The organism is Bifidobacterium phasiani (genome assembly GCF_019331775.1).
In the GTDB taxonomy this organism is placed as follows: Bacteria; Actinomycetota; Actinomycetes; order Actinomycetales; family Bifidobacteriaceae; genus Bifidobacterium; species Bifidobacterium phasiani.
Window position 1 is genome coordinate 15,387 of sequence record NZ_JAHBBD010000011.1, and the last position, 21,253, is coordinate 36,639.

The window sequence follows — 21,253 nt, forward strand, 5'->3', positions numbered from 1 at the left end:
CGCCGGCCCCATGTCGGGCTGGATTGGGACAATGGCAACCATGCCTGACTTCACCTCACGACCGGAAGACCGCGGCCGGATGCGCCGCGGGATCGCAGCGTTGGCCGACCTGATGCGCGCATTGCGCGGCGGGTCCGCGCCCCGTGCGCAGTCGGGCAATCCGTTCGCCGCCGCGCTGGAGTCCGACGGCGACATGGTCGCCGAACTGTCGCGCAACGCCATGGTGCTCGGCCCGATCGTCAAGCGGCGCATCATCGAGGGGCTCGACGGGGTGCCGGAGGGGCTGCGGCTCGGGTGGGCGCAGCTGCCGGACACCGGACGCGGCATGTTCTCGCTGGGCGTGTTCGTCGGCCGCCACCGCTTCTGCCAGATCGCGCTCGCCGACGGCAAGGGCCGCGTGTTCGTCGACACCGACGCCGGCGCCGACACCCACGGCAAGGAGCCGCGGTTCATGTTCACCAAGGAGGGCGAGGTCGCGCTGCCCGACGGCCAGCGCTTCGGCGCGCGTCCGGGGGCGTGGGCTGTCCGGGCGGCGGCGCTCGCCGGAGGCCGTGGCGCGGCGCGTGCCGCGGGCCGGCGCGCCATCCAGGGCGGGGTCGTCGGCCGCGACCGCAACGGGCGCATGACCTGGCTGGCCTCGTGGCTCAAGTCCGGCAACCGCTACACGCTGGAGCAGACGCGCGCGCCGCTGCCCGAATCGATGCGCTACGACCTGGAGTACCGCGACGCGGTGGCCATCGCGTTCTTCGCCACCTACATGCTGCCCGAGATGCACGGCCTGCTGATCGGGTTCGGCTCGGGCAACATCTTCCGCCGGCTCAACCGCGAGGCGCCGATGGGCGCGATCCGCCGCAGCATCCGCGACACGCTGGAGGCCCGCGCCCACGGCATGCGCGCCTCCGGGCTGGAGGACCACTTCGCCGACCTGATGCGCGAGGCGGGCGCGCTCGACCAGATCCCCGGGCTGGAGGCCGTGCACGGCGCCGAGCCGCTGCACCTGTACACCTCGACGTACTCCGGCTGCTTCTTCTTCACGTGGGACTCCTCGCTGGCGTTCTCCTCGGCGCTCAAGTCGCTGCGCATCGAGGGCAACCTCAACCGATTCGCCGCGGTCAGCGCCTGCCTGGAGCACAACGCGGCGCTCGGCCTGCAGCCGACCGAGGACACGGTGACGCGCGCGCAGGCGGCGCAGATCGACATGGCGCTGCTGCACGACCCGGCCATCATCGCGCTGCGCGACGAGCACGACGGCGCCCCCTCGCGCGAGGCGTTCGACCCGCTGCACGACGACGGCGTGGGCGCGGTGCTCGGCCTGGTCGACAAGGCGCGCCGCTGCGCCGCCGCGATCGGCGAGCGGCACCCCGACCCGGCGCTCGTCGCGCACGCGCCCGGCGCCGGCCCGTCCGCGGCCGCGGACGCCGGCGGCTCCGAATGGGTGTACCGCCAGGCGATGGCCCGGCTGATACGCAGCCTGCGGCTGCCGTACCGCTTCGACGCGGAGTTCCGCTCGAACCTGGACCAGGGCAACGTGGCGATCGCGTTCACCACGGCCGGCGCCGCGATGATGCCGTCGAGCCGCTACGACGAGAAGCGTCACGGCTGGACGGCGCTCGACGAGCACGAGCGCGCCGCGATGAGCGCCGACTACAACCTGCGCGTCGGCATGATGATGGCCGCGATGAGCTTCGGCGCCGACGCCCGGGTGCGCCGCGTGTCGCTGCACATCGACTCGATCGGCCTCGAGGAGGCCGTCGCCGAGCAGGATTCGGCGATCGCCGAGCTGATGAGCCAGGCGCTGCACGTGTTCGAACGCATCCGCAACGCCGACGGCGGCCTGGGCGGCTCCAAGGCCGACCCCAAGGACGGCGACTACCACGGCGACCCCTCGCGCAGCCCCGTGCTGCAGTCCGAGGACGCCGCCGACATGGCCGCGGCCGCGGCGGACGGCGCGGCCGACGCCGCGCGCGCCGCCGACGCCGGCGAGGCGGCCGGGGACGGCGACGGCACGGGTGCGGCCGGGGCGAGCGTGGACGAGCAGTTCGCGGACCTGATGCGCGGCATCGACATCGACGAGATGATGTTCGCCGGGCAGCCCGAAGGCCAGGAGACCGCCGGCGCCGCCGAACCCGCCGGCATCGGCGCACAGGGCGGCGGGGCCGCCGGCGACGACCCGATGGAGGCGCTGCGGCGCAACCCGACCGTGCGCAACATGGTCACGGTCACGTTCACCCGGGACGAGTTCCTCGCCCGGCTGCGCGAGGACGGGCTCAACCACCCGCTGGAGACCTACCGGATGTTCGACGCGGTGCTGGACATCGACGGCGACGGCGGCCTGCGGCCCGTCGACGCCCAGTTCGACCTGCGCGACGACCGCTTCTCGCCGCGCGGCTCGCAGGAGGAGCCCGAACTGTCCGACCAGGAGTTCGACGCCCCGGTGCGGCGCATCCTCGGCGCGGACGCCGCCGCCGACCTGTCGATCCAGCGCGTCGACCTGCTGCAGCGCGGCGTCGCCGACTTCCACCGGCTCGCCGCCGACGCGACGCTGCCCACCGTGGCCAAGGCGCAGCAGGCGATGGCGATCGTCGAACGCATCGCCGACCCGGAGCTGACCGCGCTGGCCCCGCAGGTCACCAGCGCGCTGATCGACGGCGAGGACACGCCCGACTTCGAGTTCGGCGTGTCCCGGGACCTCGACGCCGAGCGGCTCAAGGCGCGCGACCTGCTGTTCTCCGGGCGCGCCGACCAGGCGATCGCCACGGCCGAGGCGGCCATCGCGCAGGTGGAGCGGCTGTTCCGCGCATCCGACGGCGTGCCGCGCTACTTCAACTCCTACGCCGAGCGCGTGGTGTACAACCGGCTGTTCGCCACGCCGGGGGAGCGCACGACCCTGATCCCCGACAACCTGTTCTACGCCCACATGGAGCTCGCCGACGTGCTCGCGCAGCTCAGGGGCGTCGACGCCGCGCTGCCGCACCTCAACGCGATGGTCGCCTACGCGCCGGCGTACCCGCTGTCGCACATGAAGCTCGCCGTCCAGCTCGCGCGCAACGAGGACTGGGACTCGGCGCGCGCGGCCTGCCTGAACGCGCTGCGCGTCGCCCTCGACCGCGACGACGCCGCGTTCGCCTACTACCGGTTCGCCTACGCGGAGTGGATGCGCGACGAGTTCGACGTGGCCGTCGCCTCCTACATCATGAGCGAGCACATCGCCCCCGGCCAGATCGGCGCGCTGGGCTCCGAGCTGCGCGAGCTCGTCGCGCGCGCCGAGTCGCAGTGCATCGCCGTGCCCGACGACGTGGACGGGGCCAAGCGGGTGCTGGCCGAGCACGGCCTGCCGGTCTGGCCGCACACCGAGGTCGCCGGCATCGTGCGCAAGGCCGCCCGCGTGTGCGTCGACGAGGGCATGTTCGTGCCAGCGCGCACGCTGTCGGTCGCCTCGGCGCGCATGGACGAGGACCACGGCGACGGCATCGACGTCATCCAGGCCCAGTTCCTGCGCTCGCTGAACTCCTGACGGCGCGCCGCCGGCCCCGCGCCCCGCGGGCCCTACAATCGAAAGACGACCACGACACCAACCCGCCGGGAGTGAGGAACATGAGCATCAGCGCGTCAGCAGCATCCGCGTCCGAACCGCAGCAGCTTGCCTGGGACTTCGACGCCGCCGGCCCCGCCGACGCGGGCGCCGGCCCCGCCCGTGCGGCCGTGCCGACCGGGGCGGCCGCGCTGCCGCCCGGCACGGTCGAGTGGATCGCCACGCTGCAGCCCACCGATGCCGACGCGATGCGCCTGCGGACCCTGGACATGGACCTGCTGGACGCCGAACGCGCGGCCCGGCTGTGGGCCAAGGTCGCCGCATGGGTCGAGTCGGACCAGATCGCCTACTACATCGACGACGCGCCCGTCTCCTCGGACGCCGCCTACGACGCGCGCATGCGCTGCCTGGAGGCGCTGGAGGCCGCGTTCCCCGCGCTGGACACCCCGCAGTCGCCCACGCACCGCGTCGGCGGCACGTTCTCCAACGAGTTCGCATCGGTGCGCCACCCCTCGCGGATGATGAGCCTGGACGACGTGTTCTCGATCGAGGAGCTGCGCGACTGGTACGACGGCGTGCGCCGCGACCTGGACTGGCCCGAGGGCCGGCCGCTGCCGATGAGCTGCGAGGTCAAGATCGACGGCCTGGCGCTCAACCTGATCTACCGCAACGGCGTGCTCGAGCAGGGCCTGACCCGCGGCGACGGCGTGACCGGCGAGGACATCACGCTCAACGTGCGCACGATCGCCTCGATCCCGCGCAACCTGGGCGGCGACGCCGGCGACGTCCCCGAGTTCGTCGAGATCCGCGGCGAGGTGTTCATGCGCTGGGACGACTTCGCGACGCTCAACGCCGAGAACGAGGACGCCGGCCGCGCGCCGTTCGCCAACCCGCGCAACGCGGCCGCCGGGTCGCTGCGCCAGAAGGACCCGCGCATCACCGCCACCCGGCGGCTGAGCTTCTATGCGCACGGCATCGGCCGGCTCGACTGGGGGGCCGGGCACCCGGCCGGCACCCACGACGAGGTCGCCGACCAGTCGCAGGCGTACGGGCTGTACGCCAAATGGGGCGTGCCGGTCTCGCCGCACAACCGCACCGTCGACGACTTCGACGGGATCCTGGCGATGATCGACTACTACGGCGAGCACCGCGGCGACATCGAGCACGCGCTCGACGGCATCGTCGTCAAGGTCGACGACCTGGCGCTGCAGCGCTCGCTCGGCGCCACGTCGCGCGCGCCGCGCTGGGCCGTGGCCTACAAGTACCCGCCGGAGGAGGCGAACACCGAGCTGCTCGACATCACCGTGCAGGTCGGGCGCACCGGCCGCGTCACGCCGGTCGCGATCCTCAAGCCCGTGCACGTGGCCGGCTCGACGGTGGCGCGCACCACGCTGCACAACCCCTTCGAGGTCAAGCGCAAGGGCATCCTCATCGGCGACACGGTCGTGGTGCGCAAGGCCGGCGACGTGATCCCCGAGCTGGTCGGCCCGGTCCTGGAGCGCCGCAAGGGCCGCGAGGGGACGCTGCGCGAGTTCGTCATGCCGGAGCGCTGCCCGTCGTGCGGCGCCGGGCTGGCCCCCGCCAAGGAGGGCGACAAGGACATCCGCTGCCCGAATGTGGAGCGCTGCCCGGCGCAGCTGACCGAACGGATCATCAACCTCGCCTCGCGCAAGGCCTTCGACATCGAGCACCTCGGCGAACAGAGCGCCATCGCGCTGACCAACCCCGAGGAGAACCGGCCGGATTCGGTCGAGCAGTACGCGCCGCACCTCGGCGGCACCCGTCACGAGGTCGTCGTGGAGCCCGGCGGCGAGCCGGAGCCGTACGAGCCGGCGCCCGGGCTCGAACTGCCGCCGGTCCAGACGCCCGTGCTCGACAGCGAGGCCGGGCTGTTCTCGCTGGACGTGGACCGGCTGCGCGACGTGCGCGTCTGGCGCGAGATCCCGATCATCGAGGTGCGCGAGAGCGTGGGAGCGGACGGCCGGCGCAAGAGGACGCGCAAGCGCATCGGCGGCACCGGGCTGTGGTACCAGACCGAGGCGTTCTGGACCGCGCCGGCGCCGGCGAAGCGGCTCGCGGCCGGGGGGACCACGGACGGCCGGGGCGATGCCGCGGCGGGGGAGTCCGCCGCGGCGGCCGGCGGGGATGCGGCCGCGCGGACCGGCGCCGCGCGGCCGGACGCCCCGGCGTACCCGGGGTACGACGTGCCCGCCGACGCGGTGGTCGTGCGCACGGAGACGAAGGGCTCGCGGTCGGGAGAGACGGGCGCGCAGCCGATCATCATCCGCCCGATGGAGAACACGCGCAAGATGCTCGAGGAGATCGACAAGGCGCGGCACGCCGACCTGTGGCGCGTGCTGGTCGCGCTGTCGATCAGGCGGCTCGGCCCGCCCACCGCGCGGCTGATCGCCAACGCCTTCGGCTCGCTGGAGGCCATCGCGCACGCCGACGCCGAGGCGCTCTCGCAGATCGACGGCATCGGGCCCGAGATCGCCGAATCGGTGGTCGGCTGGTTCGCCGCGGCGCGCGAGCCCGGCGACTGGCGCGGCGAGATCCTCGAGGCGTGGCGCGCCGCCGGCGTGGGCACCACGGTCGAGACCAACGACCTGCCGCAGACCCTGGAGGGGCTGACGGTCGTCGTCACCGGTTCGCTGGAGGGCTACTCCCGCGATTCGGCCAAGGAGGCGATCCTCGCTCGCGGCGGCAAGGCCGCGGGGTCGGTGAGCAGGAAGACCGACTACGTCGTCGTCGGCGCGAACGCCGGCTCCAAGGCCGCCAAGGCCGAGCAGCTCGGCGTGCCGATGCTCGACGAGGCCGGGTTCGTCCGGCTGCTGGAGACGGGCCGCCCCGACGGCGATCCGGCGGACGGCCCCGCGGGCGGGTCTGCGGAGGAGGCCGACGGCGACGCCGCGGGCGGTCCTGCGGGCGGGGCCGTGGACGGCCCCGACGCCGGTGCGACGGAGGGGACCGAACACCCTGACGCCGCCGATGCCGCCGACGCCGCCCTGTAGAGCGCGGCCCGGCCGGCCTCGCACGACGGCCGCCGTGCCGGGCCGGAAGCCCGGGGCGACGCGGCGGCCGACACCATGACCGGTAACCGATGCCGGTGCTACCAAGGAGGTTGCGATGAAGATAGTGATCGTTGGCGGCGTGGCCGGCGGCGCGAGCGCGGCGACGCGGCTGCGCCGGCTCGACGAGCGGGCCGAGATCGTCATGCTGGAGCGCGGGCCGCACGTCTCGTTCTCGAACTGCAGTCTGCCGTTCCGCCTGAGCGGCACGGTCGACGACACCGACCGGCTGCTGCTGATGACCCCGCGGTCCTTCGCCGCGCGCTACCGCGTCGACGCCCGCGTCAACAGCGAGGTCGTCGCCATCGACCGCGCCGCCCACCGCGTGCGTGTGCGCGACCTGGCCGCCGGCCGCGAGTACGACGAGCCGTACGACAGGCTGATCCTGTCGCCGGGCGCCGACGCCGTCGTGCCGTCGATCCCCGGCATCGAGGGCGCGGACGTGTTCACCGTCAAGAACGTCGTCGACATCGACCGGCTGCAGACCTTCCTGACCGAACGCGGCGTGCGGCGCGTGTCGGTGGTCGGCGGCGGGTTCATCGGCGTCGAGGTCGCCGTGAACCTGGTCGAGGGCGGCTACCGGGTCGCGCTGGTCGAGGCGGCGCCGCAGATCCTGTCCACCTTCGACCGCGACATGGTGCAGATCCTGCACAAGGAGATGCTCGACCACGGCGTCGAGCTCATCGTCGGCGACCAGGTGGCCCGCTTCGACGGCAACGCCATGACCCTCGCCTCGGGGCGCGTCGTGGAGGGCGAGGCCGTCGTCATGGCGGTCGGCATCCGCCCGAACACCGCGATCGCGGCCGAGGCCGGCCTGGAGCTCGGCGGGCGCGGCGCGATCCGCACCGACGCGAGCCACCGCACCACCGACCCGGACATCTACGCCATCGGCGACGCCGTCGAGGTGACGAACGCGCTGACCCACCGGCCGATGTCGCTGCAGCTGGCCGGTCCCGCGCAGAAGCAGGCGCGCCAGGCCGCCGACAGCATCGCCGGCCGCACGGTGCGCAACACCGGCTACATCGGCTCGAACTGCATCAGGGTGTTCGACCTGAACGCCGCGGGCACCGGCATGACCGCCGCGATGTGCGAGCGCGAGGGGCTGCGGTACGACTACGCCTACGTGATCCCGATGGACAAGGTCTCCCTGATGCCCGACGCCAGCCCGCTGCACCTCAAGCTGATCTACGAGGTGCCGACCGGGCGCGTGCTCGGCGCCCAGGCCATCGGCCGCGGCGACGCCGCCAAGCGCGTCGACGTGGTCGCCACCGCCATCAAGTTCGGCGCGAGCGTCGACGACCTGCGCGACCTCGAGCTGTGCTACGCGCCGCCGTTCTCGAACGCCAAGGACCCGGTGAACCTCGCCGCGATGGTGGCCGGCAACCTGCTCAACGGCGACTACCGGCAGGTGCACGTCGACCAGGTGCGCGGGCTGGTCGAGTCCGGCGCCGCGATCATCGACGTGCGCGAGCCGGGCGCCTACGCGAGGGCGCACCTCAAGGGCGCCGTCAACATCCCGCTCACCCAGCTGCGCGACCGGCTCGACGAGGTGCCGCGCGACCGGCCGGTCTACCTCAACTGCCGCTCGGCGCAGACCAGCTACAACGCGGTCCGCGTGCTGCAGGGGCACGGCTTCACGAACGTGGCCAACGTGGCCGGCAGCATGCTCGGCGTCAGCCTGCACGAGTACTTCACGGACGTGACGCAGGGGCGCGAGCCGATCGTCACCGGCTACGTGTTCGACTGACCGGCGGCGCGCCGTGCGGGCCCGCGCGCGTCCGGGGCGCCGCCGCGGCGCTCTGGCATGGCGTGCGATAACCCGCTAGGGTGGGACGCGTGCGACAACAAGGAGGAGCGATGGAACGGATCGAAGCCGAGATCTACGAACGGCTGGGCAAGGTCATCGACCCCGAGCTCGGGCGCTCGGTCACCGAACTGGGCATGATCCCCGCGATCGAGGCCGTCCCCGTCGGCGAGGGCGCGTATGACGTGACCGTGCACGTCGAGCTCACCGTCGAGGGGTGCCCGCTGTCCGAGGCGATCACCCGCAAGATCAACGCGGCCGTCGCCTCCTACCCCGACGCGCGGCTCGTCCCGCACATCGAGGTTTCGACGATGGACGACGACAAGCTCGCCGAGCTGGTCGCCGGGCTCAAGGCCGAACGCCGGCGGAACCCGTTCAACAAGCCGGACGTCAAAACGCGCATCTTCGCGATCGCCTCGGGCAAGGGCGGCGTCGGCAAGTCCTCGGTCACGGCCAACCTCGCCGCCACGTTCGCCGCGCTCGGCTACGACACGGCCGCCATCGACGCCGACATCTACGGGTTCTCGCTGCCCGGGCTGTTCGGCGTCGACACCCAGCCCACCAACCTCAACGGCATGCTGATGCCGGTGACCGCCTGGGGGGTCAAGCTGATCTCGATCGGCATGTTCGCCGGTGCCGACCGGGCGATCCTGTGGCGCGGGCCGCGCCTGCAGCGCTCGCTGGAGCAGTTCCTGTCCGACGTGTGGTGGGGAGAGCCGGACGTGCTGCTGCTCGACCTGGCGCCCGGCACCGGCGACATGGCGATCTCGGTGGCCCAGGCGCTGCCGAACGCCGAGATGGTCGTGGTCACCACCCCGCAGCCCAGCGCCTCCGACGTGGCCGTGCGCTCCGGGCTGGTCGCGCTGCAGGTGCCGATGAGGGTGCGCGGCGTGGTCGAGAACATGAGCTGGTTCGAGCATCGCGGCGAGCGTCTGGAGATCTTCGGCGCGGGCGGCGGCGCGCGGGTCTCCGAGCAGCTGACGCGCGCCCTGGGGCACGATGTGCCGCTGCTGGCGCAGCTGCCGCTGATCCCCGAGGTGCGCGAGACCGGCGAGGCCGGGCGGCCGGCGGTGCTGGACGCCTCCGGCGCGCTGCGCGACGACGGGTTCGGCGCCACGTTCAGGGAGCTGGCCGAGCGGCTGATGCGCTGAGACCCCGATGCGAGAGGACACGCCGACGAGGACGTTCGGGATGCGCAGGATTTTCCGACACGAATCCCGGCCCCTCGCCGGACTCCTTCGACCTCGGGAAACCGGTGGCGCGAACCGCGGCGTCGCATCAATGTCAACGGACCGTGTCGACCGTGGATGATGCCTGCCGCCGTAATGGTTTTCACGATTCAACCCACGCGTCCCCATGTGGACGGCACACCCTTCCGTCCGTGGCCGGACCGGCTCGATACGCTCCGACTCCTTCGGCGGAACCCCCGTAACATGGCCGTTACCGGAGAAATCTGAGAGAAATCCGAGCGTAACCGAAACAGTGTGATCGCCTTCTACGTTATTGCCCCAACACGAGGGGAGGTGTTCACATGGAGAAGCAAACCGCGTCATTCCCACGCGCGAGATGGCGTTTCCTGCGCCGTATGCCATGCCTGATGATTGTCGCCGTGGGCATCGCCGCGATGGCTGTTCCGGTACAGGCTCAGGCCGCCGAAGCCGTGGCCGTCTGCAATCCGACGGCGCAGAACGGCTGCGTCAACGGCATCCTGCAGGACGCCGGCAAACAACCCGTGGCCGGGGCCACGGTCACGCTGTCGGGCGCCGAATCGGCGCAGACCACCACCGCCGACGACGGCACATGGGCGTTCGCGGTGGAATCCGACGGCGAGTACACGGTCGCCATCGACGAATCCGTGGCCGAACAGTACGGTCTGACCGCATCCAGCATGGACGTGACCATCGAAAAGAACAGCTTCGACAAGCAGCGGGCCGTCGTCCGATTCGACCGGACGACGAACGACGCGGCCTCCGGAACCGACATGCAGGGCGACGGAACGAACTCGACCGGCGCCGATTCCGATTCGAAGGCCGCGTCGGATTCCTCCGCCGCCGGGTTCGGCTCCACGATCGGCGCCAGATTCTGGCAGCAGCTGTACTCCGGCGTCATCTTCGGCCTGATGCTGGGGCTGATGTCCGTCGGCATGAACCTGGTGTACGGCACCACCGGCCTGAGTTCGTTCTCGCACGGCGAGCAGGTCACTCTCGGTGGCCTGGCGTGCTACGTCGGCACGCAGCTGCTCCACTGGCCGCTGCCCGTGTCCGCCGTGTTCGCCGTCGCCGTCGGCGCGTTCACCGGCCTGCTGCAGAACGAGGTGCTGTGGGCGCCGCTGCGCCGCCGGCACGTCGGCACCATGCAGCAGATGATCGTGACCATCGGCCTGTCGATGGCCATGCAGTACATCTTCCAGTTCCTCTTCGGCGGCGACATCAAAGGCATCACCCGTTCGATCCCGGACACGTTCGACATCGGCCCGATCACCACCGACTGGCCCACCGTCATCTCCGCGCTCATCGCCATCGTCGTGATCGTCGGCGTCAGCATGTTCCTCTACCACACCCGGTTCGGCCGCGCCACCCGTGCGGTCTCCGACAACGCCGCGCTCGCCGCGGTCTCCGGCATCGATGTCGAACAGGTCGTACGCATCGTCTGGATCCTGTCCTGCGCGCTCGCCGCGCTGTCCGGCGTGCTGCTGGGCATCTACCTCAACGGCATCTCGTGGAACACCGGCGCCACACTGCTGCTGCTGATGTTCTCCTCGGTCACGCTCGGCGGCCTCGGCACCGCCAACGGCGCGCTCGTCGGCTCGCTGGTCATCGGCGTCATGGCCGACATGAGCACGCTGGTCATCCCCGACGACATGCGCTACGCCAGCGCGCTGGCCATCCTCATCATCGTCCTGCTGATTCGGCCGCAGGGCATCTTCGGCAAGCAGCAAAGGGTGGGCTGACATGGATATCCTCACCATCATCACCAACACGCTGGGCGAACTCATCGCCCCCACCACCGCGGCCTACGCCCTCGCCGCGATGGGACTGAACATCCACTTCGGCATGACCGGCATGTTCAACATGGGACAGGCGGGCTTCATGCTGCTCGGCGCCTACGGCTTCGCCATCACGCAGTCGATGGGCTGGAACCTGATCGGCTCCGTGCTCATGGCGATCCTGCTCGCCGTCGTCTACGCGGTGCTGCTCGGCATCCCCACACTCAAACTCAGCCCCGACTACCTGTCGATGGTCACGCTGGCGGCCGCCGAGATCATCCGCATCATCGGACGATCCACCTCGATGACCGACGTCACCGGCGGCTCCGCGGGCATCTCCCCGCAGGACTTCACCACGCAGTTCGAATCGCTGTCGCCGTTGCCCGACAAGTCGAGCACGTTCCTGCTGTGGACATACAGCGACAACATCGCCGACTCGTGGTGGCTGCGCATCGTCGCCTGGATCGTCGTGCTCATCGCCGCCCTGCTGTGCTGGCGCTGGTTCCACTCGCCGTGGGGCCGCATGCTCAAAGGCATCCGCGAGGACGAGAACGCGATCCGCTCGCTGGGCAAATCGGTGATGCGCTGCAAGATGCAGTCGCTGATCCTCGGCGGCGTGTTCGGCGCGCTCGCCGGCATCCTGTTCGTGCTGCCGCGCTCCGTGCAACCCGATTCGCTCGGCCGTCAGGTCACGTTCTACGCGTGGACGATTCTGCTGCTCGGCGGCGCCGCCACCGTGCTCGGCCCGATCGTCGGCTCCTGCGTGCTGTGGGTGCTGCTGACGGGCGTCAAGGAGACCATGCGCGTCGCCATCCCCGAGACGCTCGTCTCGTCCAATCAGATCGAGGCGCTCGGCTGGGTCATCGTCGGCGTCGCGCTGATGTGCCTGGTCGTCTTCCGGCCGCAGGGCATCCTCGGCGACAGAAAGGAGCTGGCGTTCCATGCGTGACATGCACAGGACCGACGGACGAGCGAACGGCGGCGCCGGCGGCGGGACCGCGGCGGGGCGGGGCGCCCGCCCGGACGACAAGCCGTTCTACGAGCTGAGCCGGTGGGCCACCAAGGTCCCGCAGGAGGAGCGCACGCTCATCTCCACCGCCTATCGGGACAAGGTGGAGGAGGACCTGAAGTTCGTCGAGAACGTCCCCGGCGTGCCCAAACCCGACCCGATCCTCGTCGCCGACGGCGTGACCCGCCGCTTCGGCGGCATGACCGCGGTCGACGTGAGGCATTTCGAGCTCGAGCGCCACGGCGTCACCGCGCTCATCGGGCCGAACGGCGCCGGCAAGACCACGTTCTTCAACCTGCTCACCGGCTTCGACGCCCCTAACACCGGCACCTGGCGCTTCGACGGGCACGACCTGGGCCGCGTGCGGCCCGAGCAGGTGGCCCGCATGGGCATGGTCCGCACCTTCCAGCTGACCAAGGTGATGAGCCGGCTCAGCGTGCTCGACAACATGCTGCTCGGCGCGCCGGACCAGCCCGGCGAGGGGATGTTCCGGGCCCTGTTCCCGTTCACCTGGCGGCGCCGGGAGAAGGCCAACATCGAGAAGGCCGAGGCGCTGCTCGAACGCTTCCTGCTCATCAAGAAGAAGGACGACCTCGCCGGCTCCCTCTCCGGCGGCCAGCGCAAACTGCTGGAGATGGCCCGCGCCCTGATGCGCGACCCCCAGCTCGTCATGCTCGACGAGCCGATGGCCGGCGTGAACCCCGCGCTCAAGCAGTCGCTGCTCGACCACATCCTCGCCCTGCGCGAGGAGGGCACCACCGTGCTGTTCGTCGAGCACGACATCACCATGGTGCGCCACATCGCCGACTGGGTCGTCGTGATGGCCGAGGGGCGCATCGTCGCCGAGGGCCGGCCCAAGGAGGTCATGCGGGATCCGTCCGTCATCGACGCCTATCTCGGCGCCCGCGCCGACATCGACCTCGGCGACGACGCGGCGCTCGGCCGTCTGGAGGCGGCGGATGGCGCCGCCGCGACGGACGGCATGACGGAGACGGGCGGCGCGTCCGCCGGAAGGGAGGCGCGATGAGCGAGAGGAACAAGACCACGCCGGACGCGGCGACCGTGGGCAGCCCCCCGGCGCCGCCCGCCGCTGCGGCCATGACCGAACCCCCGGCGCCGCCCGTCACGGGCGAACCCCATGCGCCCACCCGCGCCGAGATTCATGTGGGCGAGCCCGAGGGCGAGCCGTTGCTCGACGCCGTGGACCTCGTGGCCGGCTACCTGCCCGGCGTCAACATCCTCAACGGCGCCTCGCTGACCCTGCACCAGGGTGAGATCGTCGGCATCATCGGCCCCAACGGCGCCGGCAAATCCACGCTGCTCAAGGCGCTGTTCGGACTGGTGCGCATCCATTCGGGCAGGCTCGTCCTTCACGGCGACGACGTCACCAACCTGCGCGCCGACCGGCTCGTCTCGCGCGGTGTCGGCTTCGTGCCGCAGACCGAGAACGTGTTCCCCGGCCTGACCATCGCGGAGAACATGCATATGGGCGCCTACCAGGAGCCGCGCAAATTCGCCGAACGCTTCGACTACGTCTGCTCGATCTTCCCCAGACTGGGGGAGCGACGCAACCAGATGGCCGGCTCCCTGTCGGGCGGCGAACGCCAGATGGTGGCGATGGGCCGTGCGCTGATGATGCAGCCCTCCGTGCTGCTGCTCGACGAGCCGTCCGCCGGCCTGTCGCCGAAGCTGCAGGACGAGACCTTCATCCGGGTCAGGCAGATCAACCGGGCCGGGGTGTCGGTCGTCATCGTCGAGCAGAACGCGCGGCGGTGCCTGCAGATCTGCGACCGCGGCTACGTGCTCGACCAGGGGCGCAACGCCTACTCCGGACGCGGCCGCGACCTGCTCGACGACCCGAAGGTCATCAGCCTGTACCTGGGGGACCTGGAGGAGCGGGTGAAGGAGGAAGGACGCTAGACGCCGGCCGCGCGCCGCACCGGCGGCGCGGCCTCAGGACCGAGACGAGAGGGGACCTGCGGGGAGCGCAACCCCGTGGAAAGGAGAAACACCATGAACATCAGGAGAATGACCACGATGGCGACGGCCCTCACCGCCGCCGCGGTCCTCGCCCTGGCGGGTTGCGGCTCGTCCGGCGCCTCGGACGACAAGGGGGATGCCGGCACGTCCGCGAAGACCGACCAGTTCGTCCTCGGCGAGCTGTGGCCGGAGACCGGCTCCCTGGCGTACCTCGCGCCGCCGGAGATCGCCGCGGGCAAGCTCGCGGTGCAGGACATCAACGACGCCGGCGGTGTGCTCGGCAAGGACGTGACCACGGTGGACGCCGACACCTCCGACGCCGACCACGCCGACCAGAACAGCTCCGCCACCCAGTCCGTGCTGTCGAAGGACCCCTCGTTCGTCATCGGCCCCGCCTCGAGCTCGGTCGTCAAGAACGTGTACAAGACCATCACCTCGCAGAAGATCCCGATGCTGTCGATGGGCGCCACGTCCACCGACTTCTCGGGCCTCGACCCGTACTTCTTCCGCACCGTCGCGCCCGACAGCGTGCAGGGCGCGGTCATGGGCAACCTCATCGCCCAGGACGGCGTGCAGAACCTCGCCATCGCGGTGTTCAACGACGAGTACGGCACCGGTCTGCGCGACGTGATCGTCAAGACCGTCGAGGCCGCCGGCGTGAACGTCGTCTACGGCGAAAGCTCCGACGCCTTCGACCCGACCGAGACGAACTTCTCGTCGATCGCCACCGCCATCAAGGCCACGAACCCCGACGCGGTGCTCGTCATCGCGTTCGACCAGACCGTCCCGCTGATCAAGTCGCTGGCCTCCGCCGGCGTGGACACCCACAAGCTGTACCTCGTCGACGGCAACACCTCCGACTACTCCGGCGACTTCGACGCCGGCCTGCTCGAAGGCTCCAAGGGCACCATCCCGGGCGTCAGCCCGACCGACGACTTCGTCTCCAGGCTCGAATCCACCGGCGTCGACCTGGGCGGCACCACCACCTACGCGGCCGAGACCTACGACGGCATCATCCTGGCCGCGCTCGCCGCGCAGAAGGGCGGCAGCGCCGACGGCGAGACCATCCAGAAGAACATGGCCGCGGTCTCCGGCGCCGACGGCGGCGAGGCCTGCGACTCCTACAAGGCCTGCCTCGCCCTGCTCAAGGACGGCAAGGACATCCAGTACCAGGGCGTGACCGGCATCGGACCGTTCAACAAGAACAACGATCCGAGCAGCGCGAACATCGGCGTGTACGTCTTCGACGGCGACAACAAGCCGCAGTTCGACCACACCCAGTCGGGCGACGTGCCCACCGACTGATTCGCGCGCAATACACGTCGTCGCTCGGCGTGCCGCGCGACGATCCCCCCCACCAAGTGGTGCCGTCTTCCCCAGCGGAGACGGCACCGTCCATCCGTTGACGCACATCCGACCGACGCGGTCCGGCACCATATCGAGACCATGTGCGGGCGCGGGGGCTGAGCCATTGGAGCGTGCGACCCCCCGACATGTCCGCCATACCAACCATGAAGGAGCAATCATGCCCGCAAACACCTCACTCAAACCCGTCGCCGTGCTGATCCTCGGTGCGGCGATGATCATCCCGCTCGCCGCCTGCGGCAACGCCGCCGAATCCGGTTCCGACGGCGCACCGACGGATGACACGGCGGAACTGACCGGCTACGATGTCAGCGGCGTCGAAAAAGACGACGCGATTGCGGCCCTGCTGCCCGAATCCGTGACCAAGGACGGCAAATTGACCGTCGGCATGGACACCTCGTACGCGCCCGCCGAATTCCTCGCCGAGGACGGCAAGACGCCGATCGGCTACGATGTGGACCTTGTCAAGGCGCTCGCCAACGTGTTCGGACTCGAGGCCGATCCACAGACCGCGAACTTCGACACGATCATCCCGTCCGTGGGCAGCAAGTACGACATCGGCGTCTCGTCGTTCACCGTCACCCCGGAACGTCTGGACGCGGTCGATTTCGTGACCTTCTACAAGGCCGGTTCCACCTGGGTGACCCGCGACGGCAATCCCGACGGCGTGGACACCTCCGACCTGTGCGGCGTGAAGGTCGCCGTGCAGACCGGCACCAGCCAGGAGGAGGCCATCTCCGAGATGAACGAGCAGTGCAAGGCCGACGGCAAGAAGGAGATCGACGTGCTCTCCTCCAAGCTGCAGACCGATGTGACCACCAACGTGGTGACCGGCAAGGCCGCGGTGTTCTACGCCGATTCACCGGTCGCCGGCTATGCGGTCTCCCAGACCGACGGCGAGTTGCAGACCCTCGGCAGCGATGAGGGCGTGACCAAGGAGGGGGCGGTCGTCAAGAAGGGCGACACCGCCACCGATCAGGCGCTGCAGCAGGCGTTTCAGAAGCTCATCGACGACGGCACCTACATGAAGATCCTCAAGTACTGGGGTGTGGAATCCGGCGCCGTCGACATGGCGGAGATCAATCCGACCGATCTGAACTGACGACGGTGTCGCATCCGCGGCGCACGGGACCGTCCCGAAACCGGGGCGGTCCCGTGCCGGCCGTTCGGCATGCGGCGGATCGCGGCGGCGCCGCGGCGAACCGCGGAAGCCGTGACGTATTGCGGCGACAAGGAGAGGAGCTTCGACGGTGAGACGACATGACGCAGACGGACAGCCGAACATACCCAATCGCATCGATGCGTTGCCGGTCAGAAGAACGGGGCCTGTCGTGGCCGGCGTCATCGTGGCGCTGATCGCCGCGATGGTCGTTCAGGCGCTGGTCACCAACCCGCGGTTCGACTGGCCCATCGTCTGGAAGTACCTGTTCAGCCCGAACGTGATCGAAGGCATCGGCTACACGCTGTTGCTCACCGCCATCTCGATGGTGGCGGCGATCATCCTGTCGATCGTCCTAGCCATCATGCGCAAATCCGTGAATCCGGTGCTACGCGGCGTCAGCTGGTTCTTCATCTGGTTCTTCCGCGGCACCCCGGTGTATACGCAGCTGGTATTCTGGGGACTGATCGCGGTGCTGTTCCCGAAGATCACACTGGGCATACCATTCACCTCGGTCGAATTCTGGAATATCGACACATCCACGGTCATCACCGCGTTCAATGCCGCGTGGCTGGGACTGGCGCTCAACGAGGCCGCATATCTGTCCGAGATCGTCCGTGCCGGATTGGAGGCCGTCGACCCCGGACAGGAGGAGGCCGCCAAAGCGTTGGGTATGAGCCGCGCGCTGATCATGCGGCGCATCATCCTGCCGCAGGCGATGCGCATCATCATCCCGCCCACCGGCAACGAGACCATCGGTATGCTCAAAACCACGTCGCTGGTGCTCGCCGTACCGTTCACGCTGGAACTCCAGTTCGCCACCAACGCCATCGCCAACCGTATCTACAAGCCGATTCCGCTGCTTATCGTGGCGTGCATCTGGTATCTGGTCATCACTTCGATTCTGATGATCATCCAATCGCGGCTGGAACGGCATTTCGGCAAGGGATTCGAGTCGCGGGCGGCCGTTGCCGTGCGTCCCGACGCGGGTGGTCCGGCAACCGTCGCAGGAGCGGACGACGCCGGTGCGGCGCGCGTCGCGCAAGCCGCGCACGAGGCGAAGATGGTGGGTTTGAACGCATGAGCGAGGGAGTGACGATGAGCGGGAATGATGCGGATGCCGGAATGCCGGTCCCCGCCGTTGAGGCGAGGCAGGTGCATAAGGCGTTCGGCGGACTGCACGTGCTCAAAGGCGTGGACATGACCGTGATGCCCGGCACGGTGACGGTAATCCTCGGGCCTTCGGGCTCCGGTAAGTCCACGTTCCTGCGGTTGATCAACCAGCTGGAGACATTGACCGGCGGGTCCATCCTGGTGGATGGCGAGCTGGTCGGATTCCGTCATGTGAACCATCATGGCCGGGATATGCTGCAGACGCTGACCGAGAAGGAGAAGGCCGTGCAGCGGTCCAAGCTCGGCATGGTGTTCCAGCGGTTCAACCTGTTCCCGCATATGACCGCGTTGGAGAATGTGATGGAGGCTCCCATCCACGTCGGTCATGTGGATCGGCGTCAGGCTCGTGAGCTCGCCGTCGCGGAACTGGAACGCGTCGGTATGGGCGACCGGCTCGATTACTATCCGTCGCAGCTCTCCGGTGGCCAGCAGCAGCGTGTGGCCATCGCCCGCGCCTTGGCGATGAAGCCGGAGATCATGCTGTTCGACGAGCCGACTTCCGCGCTCGACCCCGAGCTCGTCGGCGAGGTGCTGAACGTGATGCGGTCGCTTGCGGCCGACGGCATGACGATGATCGTCGTGACCCACGAAATCGGATTCGCCCGAGAGGTCGCCGACCAGATCGTGTTCATGGACGGGGGCGTGGTGGTGGAACACGGAGGGCCGCAGATCGTCGACCATCCGACCGAGCCTCGCTTCCGCGACTTCTTGCAGCATGTGCTCTGATCCGCATCGATATCGACGTTGATCGCCGTGCGGCGGTTTCCGGGCCACGTTGATTCGTGGCCGCAACCGTCTGTTCCGTCAATCGCCGTCGAATTCCCGCTTTCGGGCGTCGTTTTTCCGCGAACATTGCGCCTCGTCGTTTTTCGCACTTGCGGAAGGACGAAAGTCAACAGGGGCGTGCGGGGCGATTGGGATGCCGAGACTCAAAACCGACGCGCGGAAGACCGACGCGTACGGCGTGCCCCCCAGTGGCTGGTAGGATGGATGCCGACAGATTCGGATGGCCTCCCCATATGCCAAGGAGGTCGGGTGAAAGGATTCCGGGAGTTGCTCAGCCGATAGATGACTGTCGCGGAGCATGGCGGCGTGCCGCCATGAGGTCGTGCGCATAGTGGCGCGCCGCCGCACATCATCATCGGCCATGCCCGTCATCATCGGGCGCCGCATCCTCCCGATGACAGTCCCCGTAATGATATCGCCATAGGCGTGGCATCAGCATGCCACCGATTCGTTCGCAGCGGCGCGCCGGAAAGGACCATCCATGACGCAACCCACGATGCTGACGCTGTCCCATATCGCCTACACCTACCCCTCCGCCCCCGAACCGCTGTTCGAGGACGTCTCCGTGAGCCTTTCGCGTGGCTGGACCGCCGTGCTGGGCGACAACGGCATCGGCAAATCGACGCTGGCCCGCGTGGCGGCGGGCCTGCTGCGCCCGGACCGGGGCGTCGTCGCGCCGGCGCCCGACGGGCTGGCCGTGGCGTACTGCCCGCAGTCCACCGACGAACGCCCCGGCAACCTCGACGACGTGGCCGCCGACTGGTCGCCCGAGGCGATGGCCGTCCGCCAGGCGCTCGGCATCGACGAGGGCTGGCTGTACCGCTACGATACGCTGTCCGGCGGCGAGGCCAAGCGCGTGCAGATCGCGTGCGCGATGGCCGCGCGGCCGGACGTGCTGGTGCTCGACGAGCCGAGCAACCACGTCGACGAGCCGACGCGCGCGGCCATCGTCGCGGCCATGCGGCGGTTCCGCGGCATCGGCGTGCTCATCTCGCACGACGTCGAGCTCATCGACGCGACCTGCGGGCGATGCGTGATGTTCGAACGCCGACACGTCGACGGCCGCAACGTCAGCGTCGTGACCACCTACCAGGGCGGCTACACGCAGGCGGCGGCGCAGCGCGACGCCAACGACGCGCGCGACGTGGACCGGCTGAACGCCGCGCGCCGCGAGGCCGCCCGCCTGCGTGAGGCGCAGTCGGCGCGCCTGGCCAAGGTACAGCGCGCCGACGCGATGCGCGAGCGCGGCGGGCGGCGCATCGGCGCCAAGGACAACGACGCGCGCTACAGGCTGCACCTGGCCAAGGCGACGAGCCTGGACTCCGGCGTCAGCCGCGCCTACGCGCAGCTCGACGGACGGGTCGCCGCCGCCGAGCGGAAGGCCGCGTCGCTGAGCGTGGCCGCGAAGCGCTACGACGGCGACATCTGGCTGGACGCGGGGCCCAGCCACCGCCGCGAGCTGGTGCGCATCGGACCGGGGCTCATCCGGTTCGGCGGCGACGGGGCGGTCGAGGAGGCCGCGGCGCCGTGCCGCACCATGTGCCCTGCGTCGGCGCTGCATGCCGACGGGTCGCTGTGGCGCGTCGAGGCGGCGGCGATCCCGGCCGGCGGCGTCGCCGAACCCGGCGTCGCGATCCCGCTGCTGAGCCTCGGCCCGCGCGACCATGTCGGCCTGGTCGGGCCGAACGGGCTGGGCAAGTCGACCGTCGTGTGCGCGCTGCTCAGGGCCGCGGCCGACGTGCCGACGCTGGTCGTCGCGCAGGACACCGGACCCCGGGACGCCCGGCGCGCGCTGAGCCGGCTGCGTAGGCTGGAGCCCGGGCAGCGGGCCCGCGTGCTCGGCGCCTTCGCCCAGCTCAACGCCGACCCGGAGCGGCTGCTGGCGGGGGAGTCGCCGTCGCCCGGCGAGCTGCGCAAGTTGCTGCTGTGCCTGGGGCTGCTCGACCGGCCGCAGCTCATCGTCATGGACGAGCCGACCAACCATCTCGACCTGGGCTCCAAGCAGGCGCTCGCCCGCGTGCTCGCCGGCTATCCGGGCGCGTTGGTCGTCGTCTCGCACGAGCGCTGGTTCGTGGAGCAGGTGACGGCGGCGGCGTGAGCGCGCGGCCGGGCGGTCTGGCGTCCGATATGCGGCGGATGTCGCACGGCGGGTATCATGCCCGGCGTCGGGTTTGGTTGATAAACAGCGTGCGCCCTGCGTTCTACCCGACGCTGGGGATGGCTCAGCGTCGGTTCCGTGGCATCGCTGCCTCCGCAAGTGCTACGGAACCGACTCCATGGCGTCCGGCGGCTACTGGAGCGTCCAGGATGCCGCCGCAAGTGCCTACGGAACCGAGGCTGGACGGTTGACCGTTATGACGGTCGTATCGCCGGATGTCGGTCGGCGGGGCG

13 protein-coding genes and 1 pseudogene are annotated in these 21,253 nt (G+C 70.0%); 13 read left to right on the forward strand and 1 reads right to left on the reverse strand.

Going from position 1 to position 21,253, the window contains the following annotated elements:
• Positions 1 to 79 precede the first annotated feature (79 nt).
• From KIH73_RS05875 to KIH73_RS05930, 12 genes and pseudogenes are all read left to right on the forward strand, one after another.
• Entirely contained in the window at positions 80 to 3,514 is a 3,435-nt protein-coding gene (locus tag KIH73_RS05875; protein WP_420830222.1) for a tetratricopeptide repeat protein, read from the forward strand.
• An 80-nt stretch (positions 3,515 to 3,594) separates the two neighbouring features.
• Positions 3,595 to 6,375: pseudogene (ligA, locus tag KIH73_RS05880) on the forward strand (NAD-dependent DNA ligase LigA); the annotation flags it as partial.
• A gap of 283 nt (positions 6,376 to 6,658) precedes the next feature.
• A complete protein-coding gene (locus tag KIH73_RS05885) occupies positions 6,659 to 8,347 on the forward strand; it encodes an FAD-dependent oxidoreductase (protein ID WP_219081516.1) in 1,689 nt (562 codons plus the stop codon).
• Positions 8,348 to 8,457: 110 nt separating this feature from the next.
• A complete protein-coding gene (locus KIH73_RS05890) occupies positions 8,458 to 9,555 on the forward strand; it encodes an Mrp/NBP35 family ATP-binding protein (protein WP_219081519.1) in 1,098 nt (365 codons plus the stop codon).
• A gap of 434 nt (positions 9,556 to 9,989) precedes the next feature.
• Positions 9,990 to 11,354: an ABC transporter permease subunit gene (locus tag KIH73_RS05895; protein ID WP_219081521.1), complete on the forward strand. Its 1,365-nt coding sequence runs from the start codon at positions 9,990 to 9,992 to the stop codon at positions 11,352 to 11,354.
• A 1-nt stretch (position 11,355) separates the two neighbouring features.
• The gene (locus tag KIH73_RS05900; protein WP_219081522.1) at positions 11,356 to 12,339 is read left to right on the forward strand and encodes a branched-chain amino acid ABC transporter permease; all 984 of its coding nucleotides are present in this window, start codon (positions 11,356 to 11,358) and stop codon (positions 12,337 to 12,339) included.
• Positions 12,332 to 13,426, forward strand: coding sequence for an ABC transporter ATP-binding protein (locus tag KIH73_RS05905; RefSeq protein ID WP_236022615.1), 1,095 nt, complete (start codon positions 12,332 to 12,334; stop codon positions 13,424 to 13,426). The genes KIH73_RS05900 and KIH73_RS05905 overlap by 8 nt, the downstream gene beginning before the upstream one ends.
• A gap of 71 nt (positions 13,427 to 13,497) precedes the next feature.
• A complete protein-coding gene (locus tag KIH73_RS05910; protein WP_219081603.1) occupies positions 13,498 to 14,319 on the forward strand; it encodes an ABC transporter ATP-binding protein in 822 nt (273 codons plus the stop codon).
• Positions 14,320 to 14,412: 93 nt separating this feature from the next.
• Entirely contained in the window at positions 14,413 to 15,684 is a 1,272-nt protein-coding gene (locus KIH73_RS05915; RefSeq protein WP_219081525.1) for an ABC transporter substrate-binding protein, read from the forward strand.
• A 220-nt stretch (positions 15,685 to 15,904) separates the two neighbouring features.
• Positions 15,905 to 16,846 carry an ABC transporter substrate-binding protein gene (locus KIH73_RS05920; RefSeq protein ID WP_219081527.1) on the forward strand — a complete coding sequence of 314 codons (942 nt, stop codon included), beginning with the start codon at positions 15,905 to 15,907 and terminating at the stop codon, positions 16,844 to 16,846.
• Positions 16,847 to 16,994: 148 nt separating this feature from the next.
• Positions 16,995 to 17,987 carry an amino acid ABC transporter permease gene (locus KIH73_RS05925; protein WP_219081528.1) on the forward strand — a complete coding sequence of 331 codons (993 nt, stop codon included), beginning with the start codon at positions 16,995 to 16,997 and terminating at the stop codon, positions 17,985 to 17,987.
• A 14-nt stretch (positions 17,988 to 18,001) separates the two neighbouring features.
• Positions 18,002 to 18,802, forward strand: a complete 801-nt coding sequence (locus tag KIH73_RS05930) for an amino acid ABC transporter ATP-binding protein (RefSeq protein WP_219081530.1) — start codon at positions 18,002 to 18,004, stop codon at positions 18,800 to 18,802.
• A 78-nt stretch (positions 18,803 to 18,880) separates the two neighbouring features.
• On the opposite strand, the gene KIH73_RS05935 is transcribed toward KIH73_RS05930, so the two are convergent.
• The gene (locus KIH73_RS05935) at positions 18,881 to 19,225 is read right to left on the reverse strand and encodes a hypothetical protein (protein WP_219081532.1); all 345 of its coding nucleotides are present in this window, start codon (positions 19,223 to 19,225) and stop codon (positions 18,881 to 18,883) included.
• A 118-nt stretch (positions 19,226 to 19,343) separates the two neighbouring features.
• Between KIH73_RS05935 and KIH73_RS05940 the strand changes: the two genes are divergently transcribed.
• Positions 19,344 to 20,960 carry an ATP-binding cassette domain-containing protein gene (locus tag KIH73_RS05940; protein ID WP_236022616.1) on the forward strand — a complete coding sequence of 539 codons (1,617 nt, stop codon included), beginning with the start codon at positions 19,344 to 19,346 and terminating at the stop codon, positions 20,958 to 20,960.
• The last annotated feature ends 293 nt before the right edge of the window (positions 20,961 to 21,253 follow it).

Excerpts from the sequence above, each read along its gene's own strand:
- KIH73_RS05935 (WP_219081532.1), bottom strand. The coding sequence starts at position 19,225 with ATGGCCGATGATGATGTGCGGCGGCGCGCCACTATGCGCACGACCTCA.
- KIH73_RS05910 (WP_219081603.1), top strand. The coding sequence starts at position 13,498 with ATGACCGAACCCCCGGCGCCGCCCGTCACGGGCGAACCCCATGCGCCC.
- KIH73_RS05890 (WP_219081519.1), top strand. The coding sequence starts at position 8,458 with ATGGAACGGATCGAAGCCGAGATCTACGAACGGCTGGGCAAGGTCATC.
- KIH73_RS05875 (WP_420830222.1), top strand. The coding sequence starts at position 80 with ATGCGCCGCGGGATCGCAGCGTTGGCCGACCTGATGCGCGCATTGCGC.
- KIH73_RS05905 (WP_236022615.1), top strand. The coding sequence starts at position 12,332 with ATGCGTGACATGCACAGGACCGACGGACGAGCGAACGGCGGCGCCGGC.
- KIH73_RS05895 (WP_219081521.1), top strand. The coding sequence starts at position 9,990 with ATGCCATGCCTGATGATTGTCGCCGTGGGCATCGCCGCGATGGCTGTT.
- KIH73_RS05920 (WP_219081527.1), top strand. The coding sequence starts at position 15,905 with ATGCCCGCAAACACCTCACTCAAACCCGTCGCCGTGCTGATCCTCGGT.
- KIH73_RS05900 (WP_219081522.1), top strand. The coding sequence starts at position 11,356 with ATGGATATCCTCACCATCATCACCAACACGCTGGGCGAACTCATCGCC.
- KIH73_RS05915 (WP_219081525.1), top strand. The coding sequence starts at position 14,413 with ATGAACATCAGGAGAATGACCACGATGGCGACGGCCCTCACCGCCGCC.
- KIH73_RS05885 (WP_219081516.1), top strand. The coding sequence starts at position 6,659 with ATGAAGATAGTGATCGTTGGCGGCGTGGCCGGCGGCGCGAGCGCGGCG.
- KIH73_RS05930 (WP_219081530.1), top strand. The coding sequence starts at position 18,002 with ATGAGCGGGAATGATGCGGATGCCGGAATGCCGGTCCCCGCCGTTGAG.
- KIH73_RS05940 (WP_236022616.1), top strand. The coding sequence starts at position 19,344 with ATGACGCAACCCACGATGCTGACGCTGTCCCATATCGCCTACACCTAC.